5 protein-coding genes are annotated in these 4,972 nt (G+C 43.6%); all 5 read left to right on the forward strand.

Features of this window, described 5'->3' with window-relative positions:
* Positions 1 to 136 precede the first annotated feature (136 nt).
* Positions 137 to 907 (forward strand): type III pantothenate kinase, encoded by a 771-nt coding sequence (locus HP456_RS19755; protein WP_172254290.1) that lies wholly within the window; start codon positions 137 to 139, stop codon positions 905 to 907.
* Between the two features lie 13 nt (positions 908 to 920).
* Positions 921 to 1,802, forward strand: coding sequence for an Hsp33 family molecular chaperone HslO (hslO, locus tag HP456_RS19760; protein WP_172254292.1), 882 nt, complete (start codon positions 921 to 923; stop codon positions 1,800 to 1,802).
* Between the two features lie 25 nt (positions 1,803 to 1,827).
* On the forward strand, positions 1,828 to 2,730 hold the full coding sequence (locus HP456_RS19765) for a peptidyl-prolyl cis-trans isomerase (protein WP_172254294.1): 903 nt from the start codon (positions 1,828 to 1,830) through the stop codon (positions 2,728 to 2,730).
* A 335-nt stretch (positions 2,731 to 3,065) separates the two neighbouring features.
* A complete protein-coding gene (cysK, locus tag HP456_RS19770) occupies positions 3,066 to 3,995 on the forward strand; it encodes a cysteine synthase A (RefSeq protein ID WP_172254296.1) in 930 nt (309 codons plus the stop codon).
* Positions 3,996 to 4,345: 350 nt separating this feature from the next.
* Positions 4,346 to 4,972 (forward strand): chorismate-binding protein (locus HP456_RS19775; protein WP_512698778.1); only part of this gene is annotated, 627 nt, incomplete at its 3' end.

A 4,972-nucleotide genomic window follows, 5' to 3' on the forward strand; every position in this document is an offset into this window, starting at 1 on the left:
CCATGAAAGTAACAGCGGTATATAAAGAGTCTCTCCCGTTAAAGGTTTTCAACGGGTTTTGTACTTACCTATTAATAAAAAGATATGGTATGATGTTGGCAGTGTGTGAAAACAAATGGCTTAGTAGGTGAGAATATTGATTTTTGTAATGGATGTAGGGAATACAAATATCGTATATGGCGTGTATGAAGGCGACCATTTAAAATATCATTGGAGATCGGAAACGAATCGTCATAAAACCGAAGATGAATTCGGTATGCTGGTGAAAAATCTGTTTCAACATGTGGATCTGAAGTTTGAAGAAATAGACGGAATCATCATTTCTTCTGTTGTGCCGCCCATCATGTTCAGCTTGGAGCGTATGTGCGAGAAATATTTTAATGTCACCCCGCTTGTGGTAGGGCCCGGCATCAAAACGGGATTGAATATTAAATATGAAAACCCGCGTGAAGTAGGAGCAGACCGGATCGTCAATGCAGTGGCAGGCATCCATGAATACGGCGGCCCACTCATCATCGTGGACTTTGGTACCGCTACAACCTATTGCTATATAAACGAGGAAAGACAATATATGGGTGGTGCGATTGCTCCTGGGATCGGCATCTCGACAGAAGCTCTTTACTCCAAGGCAGCGAAATTACCAAGGATTGAAATCGCCAGGCCTGATCATATCATCGGCAAAAACACGGTGACGGCGATGCAGGCAGGCATACTTTATGGTTACGTTGGACAAGTTGAAGGAATCGTTCAACGAATGAAAGAGCAAAGTAAAGAGGTACCGACTGTCATAGCCACAGGAGGACTGGCTGCTCTGATCTCCAAGGAATCGGACACAATTGATGTTGTGGACCCGTTCCTAACCCTTAAAGGATTGAAATTGATTTATAAACGAAACATGAACCAGTGAAAGGAGTCTGTATATGAGCGACTATTTAGTAAAAGCACTTGCTTATGAAGGCCAAGTGCGTGCGTACGCTGTCAATAGTACGGAAACCGTTGGTGAAGCGCAAAGAAGGCATGATACATGGCCGACTGCATCAGCAGCATTGGGCCGCTCCATCAGTGCAGGTGTCATGATGGGAGCCATGCTTAAAGGAGAAAATAAACTAACGATTAAAGTGGAGGGTGGCGGCCCGATCGGAGCGATCCTTGTGGATAGCAATGCCAAGGGGGAAGTGCGGGGATATGTATCCAATCCACATGTTCACTTTGATCTGAACGAGCATGGAAAACTAGATGTGCGGCGTGCAGTGGGAACGTCAGGGACCCTTTCCGTAGTAAAGGACATTGGCATGAGAGACCACTTCTCTGGACAGGTGCCGATTGTTTCCGGTGAACTTGGAGAAGATTTCACCTATTATTTTGTGACTTCAGAGCAGGTTCCTTCCTCTGTAGGGGTCGGAGTGCTTGTGAATCCGGATAATTCAATCTTGGCTGCAGGAGGATTCATCCTTCAACTAATGCCCGGCACAGAAGATGAAACGATAACAAAAATAGAAGAAAGACTATCGAAAATCCCCCCAATTTCTAAGCTCATTGAGAAAGGACTGACTCCTGAAGAAGTACTTGAAGAAGTACTTGGTGAAGGAGAAGTGAAAGTTCTTGAGACAATGCCTGTATCATTTAAGTGTCAATGTTCAAGAGATCGATTCGCCAACGCGATCATCAGCCTTGGTGAAACAGAAATCCAGGAGATTATCGATGAAGATCAACAAGCAGAAGCGAAATGCCATTTCTGTAATGAAACATATGTGTTCTCAGATAAAGAATTAGAGGAACTCAAAGAAGAAGCCAAAAAGTAAAACTCGTTAGGGAGAATTACAATCAATGAAAATTAAACCGTTACCTTTACTGATTGGAGCAGCTTTATTGATTGTCACGAACATTGTCACGCTGTTCCTGTGGTTAAAGCCGGAGGCATCCTCCAGCTTGGGGGGGATAAAAGCCGGAAGCGAAGTCGTTGCAACTGTTGGCGATGTTTCCGTCACCAGAGAAGAATGGCTGTATTCACTTGAACAAAAATACGGAGAACAAGAACTTAAACAATTGATTAATCAAAAGGTTATTGGAAAGGTCGCTAAGAAATATGATATTTTCGTATCCGATAAAGAGGTTGATCAAGAGTATGATTTAATCCGTTCTGTTTATAATTCGTTCGATGAAGAATACACAGATGATGAGGAAACAGTCAAAGTCCAGATCAAATCGGATTTATTATTGGAAGAGCTTTTGACAAAAGATGTGGAAGTCTCGGAAGAAGAGATGAAAACCTTCTATAAGCAGAATGAAGAAATGTATTCGATTCCGAAAATGTACAATTTGAAACAGATTAAAGTTAGTGATGAATCTCAGGCCGGCCAGGTCATCAAAGAACTTAAGAACGGATCGAGCTTTGATGTACTGGCAATGGAACGTTCTACTGATGGTCAAAGTGCCCACCTCGGAGGAGAGATTGGTTATATACCGGCAGACGGGGAGCTCTTAACACCTGATGCGGTGAAAGAACTCGATTCGTTGAAAGAAGGCGAGTGGAGTCAGCCTGTAAAATTTGAATCCGATTACGTGATCTACCTTCTGGAAGACGTCATGAAAGAAAGAAAATACAGCTTCGATGAGGTAAAGTCACAAATTCGCCGCCAGCTTGCAATTGAACAGGTGGAGACACCGCTTCTCCCTGAAGCATTCTGGGAGGAAGCAGAAGTTGAATGGTTTTATGGGACTGAACAATAACACAATAAAGGGAAGACTGGCATTCAGACGGCCAGTCTTCTTGTATATACATAAACATATGGGGTTTAACGAAACATAGAAGGGATAAAAGGTGAATAGAGTAGAAAAAGGTACTGGCCGTCTGCGCTTTTCGGTGTCCAGCTCCAGGGCTTAGAGGCACATGCCATAAGCCAAACCGTCCAAGAAGGCAAAAAACGCCTTCATGGCCGATTCGTCTTATGTCACCCGCCTCTGAGCAAAGCCCCTGTGCTTTTCGGTTGACAAATATATTGAATATTGTTACATTTTAGAAAACAAATCCAACAAAATTACTAGGGATTAGGAGTGAGGAATAAATGGTGAGAGTTGCAAATTCAATTTCGGAATTAATTGGTCAGACTCCAATTGTGAAACTTAATCGTTTGGTTGATGAAAATAGTGCCGATGTATATTTGAAGTTGGAATATATGAATCCCGGCAGCAGCGTAAAAGACAGAATTGCGTTAGCGATGATTGAGGAAGCTGAAAAATCAGGCAGCCTTAAACCGGGAGATTTCATTGTGGAACCGACCAGCGGGAATACAGGGATCGGATTGGCGATGGTTGCGGCAGCAAAAGGATATAAAGCGGTACTGGTCATGCCTGATACAATGAGTATGGAAAGACGCAACCTTTTACGTGCATACGGTGCTGAACTTGTATTGACTCCGGGTTCCGAAGGCATGGGCGGGGCGATCCGTAAATCGGAAGAGCTCGCTAATGAAAAAGGATATTTCATGCCTCAGCAGTTTAAAAATGAAGCAAATCCTAAGGTTCATCGGGAAACGACTGGTAAAGAGATCGTGGAGCAAATGGGCGGTCAGCTTGATGGTTTCGTATCCGGGATCGGAACAGGCGGGACGATTACCGGGGCTGGAGAAGTGCTGAAAGAGCATTATCCTTCGATCAAGTTATACGCAGTGGAACCAACTGACTCCCCGATTTTGTCAGGCGGAAAGCCAGGCCCTCATAAAATACAGGGAATCGGAGCAGGATTTGTACCTGACATCCTTAATACATCCATTTATGATGAAGTGATTCAAGTAAGAAATGAAGAGGCTTTCGATTACGCAAGGAGAGCAGCGAAGGAAGAAGGAATCCTTGGAGGGATCTCTTCTGGTGCAGCCATCTATGCAGCACTGAAAGTGGCGAAAGAACTCGGAAAAGGAAAGAAAGTACTGGCCGTCATCCCTAGCAACGGCGAGCGTTATCTAAGCACCCCGCTTTATCAATTTGATAATGAATAATGAATGACCGGATCTTGGAGCAACCTTTGCTTCAGGATCTTTTTTTCGCTGTTTCCATCAGGTTGTTGTTTTAAGTAAAGTTTCTTAATGGATAAGGGAAATCAGCTTGCCCTCCTTTGTTTAGGTATTGTTTTTTAAAAGGACGCTCGAGCTGTTAATTGAGTGAAAGACGAGACTTCTTCGGGGACTTCAGAGCGCGGTTTTAGTAGAATTTAGTTCTTTTCAATAAAGTTGTTTTCTCTCCAGCCGGAGATACCCGGCAAAACGTCCACTTCCAAACTTTCAACAGTGAAACCTTCCTCAAGTTCATGTATCATGAAAGAAGATAAACAAGTAGGAGTGTGAAGCAAGTGCAGCACCTATATTTTCAAAAAAACCGTACAACGAAAGAACAATTCTTCTCAGCATATGAACAACTCAGCAAGCATCAATCCCATCATGTTTTGCTGGAAAGCGGTCGGGGTGGACAATATAGTGTTGCCGGACTTCAGCCTAAAGCGGTATTGGAAAGTATGGAAGAAGGGTTAAAGATTCACGATGACAAGAACACTGAAACAAGAATCGGAGACCCGCTGATTGAGCTGGAAAAATGGCTGCAGCCGTTGAAGACAGAGAGAGAGCCTGACCTCCCGGATTTTCAGGGTGGCGTCATTGGCTTTTTAAGTTATGATTACGTCAGGCGAATTGAGAACCTTCCTGTACTGAGCCAGGATGACCTTAAGGTTCCTGAGGTGTATTTCTTTTATTTAGATGAATGGGTCGTATTTGATCATAAAGAAGAGATGCTTTGGACGATGATCCTGACACAAGAGGAGGAGGTCTCTGCACAAATACGATTGGAAAAGTGGACTTCGTTGTGGCAAGAACACCTTGCAGAGAAGGAAGCGGAAGAGTTTACGCCTCTTAACGAAGGTGCTTCCGGAATTAGAGTCTCGATGAACGAAGAGCAATTTTCAAACGCGGTAAAAAGGATTCAG

The sequence above is a fragment of the Bacillus haikouensis genome, assembly GCF_013179555.1.
In the GTDB taxonomy this organism is placed as follows: domain Bacteria; phylum Bacillota; class Bacilli; order Bacillales; family Bacillaceae_B; genus Rossellomorea; species Rossellomorea haikouensis_A.